Below are 2,109 nucleotides of genomic sequence, written 5' to 3'. Positions count from 1 at the left end.
GTGGCTTTGGCCTATGGACTAGGGGGGGGGGGGGCAGCATTGCTGGCCGGTGTTTTGTTGGCGTTGTTCCCGCGATACTGGGGTCATCAATTCATAAACCCTAAGGACATTCCCTTTGCTGCGACATATGTATGGGGGCTTTGGGCGTTAGTTCGGATTTTGCGTAATGATCGTCGGGACTGGCGTAGTATGTTGCTTTTTGGTGGGCTGGCGGGCGCGTGCATGTCGGTGCGCGTGGGGGGGCTGTTGCTCTTGTGCTACGCTGGGCTTTTCTTTGGCGTCCAATTGGCCATAAACTGGGCGCAGTCGGGAGTGACCGTGTTTCGGCGGGAGGTGGTGCGCTTGGTGCGTTGGCTGCCTTTGGCAACGGCGTTGGCCTTTCTAATCTTATTTGTATTCTGGCCCGCGGCGCATCAAAATCCGTTTGCCACGACGGCGGGCGCGATCTCGGAGGTGTCTCAATTTGGTTGGCAGGGAGATGTGCTTTTTGGCGGCGAAGTCTATCGGGCTAATGAGCTGCCGCGTCGTTATTTGCCTGAAATGCTTGCCCGGGTTACCCCTGATTGGTGGTTGTTGTTGATAATCAGCAGCTTAGCCTATTTGGTTGTCGGCGCGATGAAACGCCCGGGCTGGCAGACTCTCTGGACGGACCATCGGGACAAGCTGCTCGTTGCGTTCGCGGTGATTTTCCCCCCGGCCTACATCATCATTCGCGGATCGATTGTCTACGACGGGATGCGTCATGTGCTGTTCATTATACCGCCCGCTGCCGCGTTGTTGGCTGCGCTGTCTTGCGGGGCTTTTCGGATGATTTGGGCGCGCTTTGGACGCTCGGTGGCACTGGCATGGGCCGTGCCCGCAGCGCTATTGGCGGTCCTGACAACGATGGATATGGTTCGTCTGCATCCCTACGAGTATACATATTATAATCGACTATCGGGCGGGCTGGCCGGAGCGGCGGGGCGCTTTGAAACCGATTACTGGGGAACTGCTTTTCGCGAAGCGACGGAGATTCTGGCCGAACAATTGCCGCCGCGTGAGCGTCCGTGGCGCATTACGATGGAGCCGCCGCTCGATTTGCTCTTTGAACGCTATGGCAAGCCGGTTATCCCGCCACCGGCTCTGGTGGAGCCCTTCCTGGGCGAGAATATCGTCCTCGTGCGTAGCCACGAACACCCCGATTTCTACATTGCGAGCACCCGCAACGGCTACAACGAGATGCGGGGTGGCGAGTCCCTCCTCGCAGTCCAGCGCGACGGCGTGACGCTGGTCGAGGTCAAGGTATTCCAGCAGGAGTAGGCCGCGGGCAACGTAGCCTCGGCCTTGAGTTACTCGCCTTGTTCGGCTTCATGGTGCTGGAAGTCGAGTTTCATCATGAAATCAGTTTCATCCATGACTTCTCCAGTGTAGTCGAATCCCAAACCCTGGTAAAATATTCCTGCATCTCCATCTCCTTTCAAATGACTTGTCAGAAGATATTGAGGATTTCCATTCTTTTGAATCCTCTGGACTAACAACTCTACAGCTCGGCGTCCGTAGCCACGCCCCTGATGATGTTGGTCAATCATGATTCGCCATAAAAAGTAAATACCATCCTCGGGGACTTCTGAAGTCATGAGGAATCCGACAGGAGTTTCGTCTGCGTAAATCGCGCGCATCCAAACAGGATCGTCGTCAGCGGAAAAATGCCCTTCAGCAATAGAATAAGCGTTTGAGCGTGGATACACTTTCTTCTGTTCTAAAGACACTTCTAGAGCGAGAACCGCCTTAATGTTGTGGCGGGTGATTTCCATTAAGGAGACTTGAGCTGTGGGTTCCGTCATAAGTCTTTGTCGAACGCCAAAGTGTGGCGACGGCGTTAGCCGTTGCCACCACTGCCTGGTTCGATTTTGCGTAATTCTGCAATTTGCGATTCAAGCCAAACTGCTAAATCCTCGTTCTTCCCAAATCTAGCCATCTCAACGACTGTCGCGCTGTCGCTGAGATCGCCGACAATAGCAGTCGGATCGGCCCCAGCTTCTAGCAAGAATTCGATTAGTTCACGATTTCCGTGTGCACCTGCAGCCTGGGTAATTGGCAACCATTTTTGCGCTGTCCATGGTGCATTTA

At 54.7% G+C, this 2,109-nt stretch carries 2 protein-coding genes and 1 pseudogene; 1 reads left to right on the top strand and 2 read right to left on the bottom strand.

Annotated features, from left to right (window positions below):
* Positions 1-1,299 (top strand): annotated as a pseudogene (locus IE065_RS17785) (hypothetical protein); the annotation flags it as partial.
* A gap of 29 nt (positions 1,300-1,328) precedes the next feature.
* On the opposite strand, the gene IE065_RS17780 reads toward IE065_RS17785, so the two are convergent.
* Positions 1,329-1,793 carry a GNAT family N-acetyltransferase gene (locus IE065_RS17780; RefSeq protein WP_194500059.1) on the bottom strand — a complete coding sequence of 155 codons (465 nt, stop codon included), beginning with the start codon at positions 1,791-1,793 and terminating at the stop codon, positions 1,329-1,331.
* Between the two features lie 65 nt (positions 1,794-1,858).
* Positions 1,859-2,109 (bottom strand): ankyrin repeat domain-containing protein (locus IE065_RS17775; protein WP_189517652.1); only part of this gene is annotated, 251 nt, incomplete at its 5' end.

This window comes from Cerasicoccus arenae (assembly GCF_014651635.1).
Lineage (GTDB): Bacteria > Verrucomicrobiota > Verrucomicrobiia > Opitutales > Cerasicoccaceae > Cerasicoccus > Cerasicoccus arenae.
This window is presented reverse-complemented; position numbering and strand designations above follow the sequence as displayed.

Coding starts and splice junctions, on each gene's coding strand:
- IE065_RS17780 (WP_194500059.1), bottom strand. CDS start 1,793: ATGGAAATCACCCGCCACAACATTAAGGCGGTTCTCGCTCTAGAAGTG.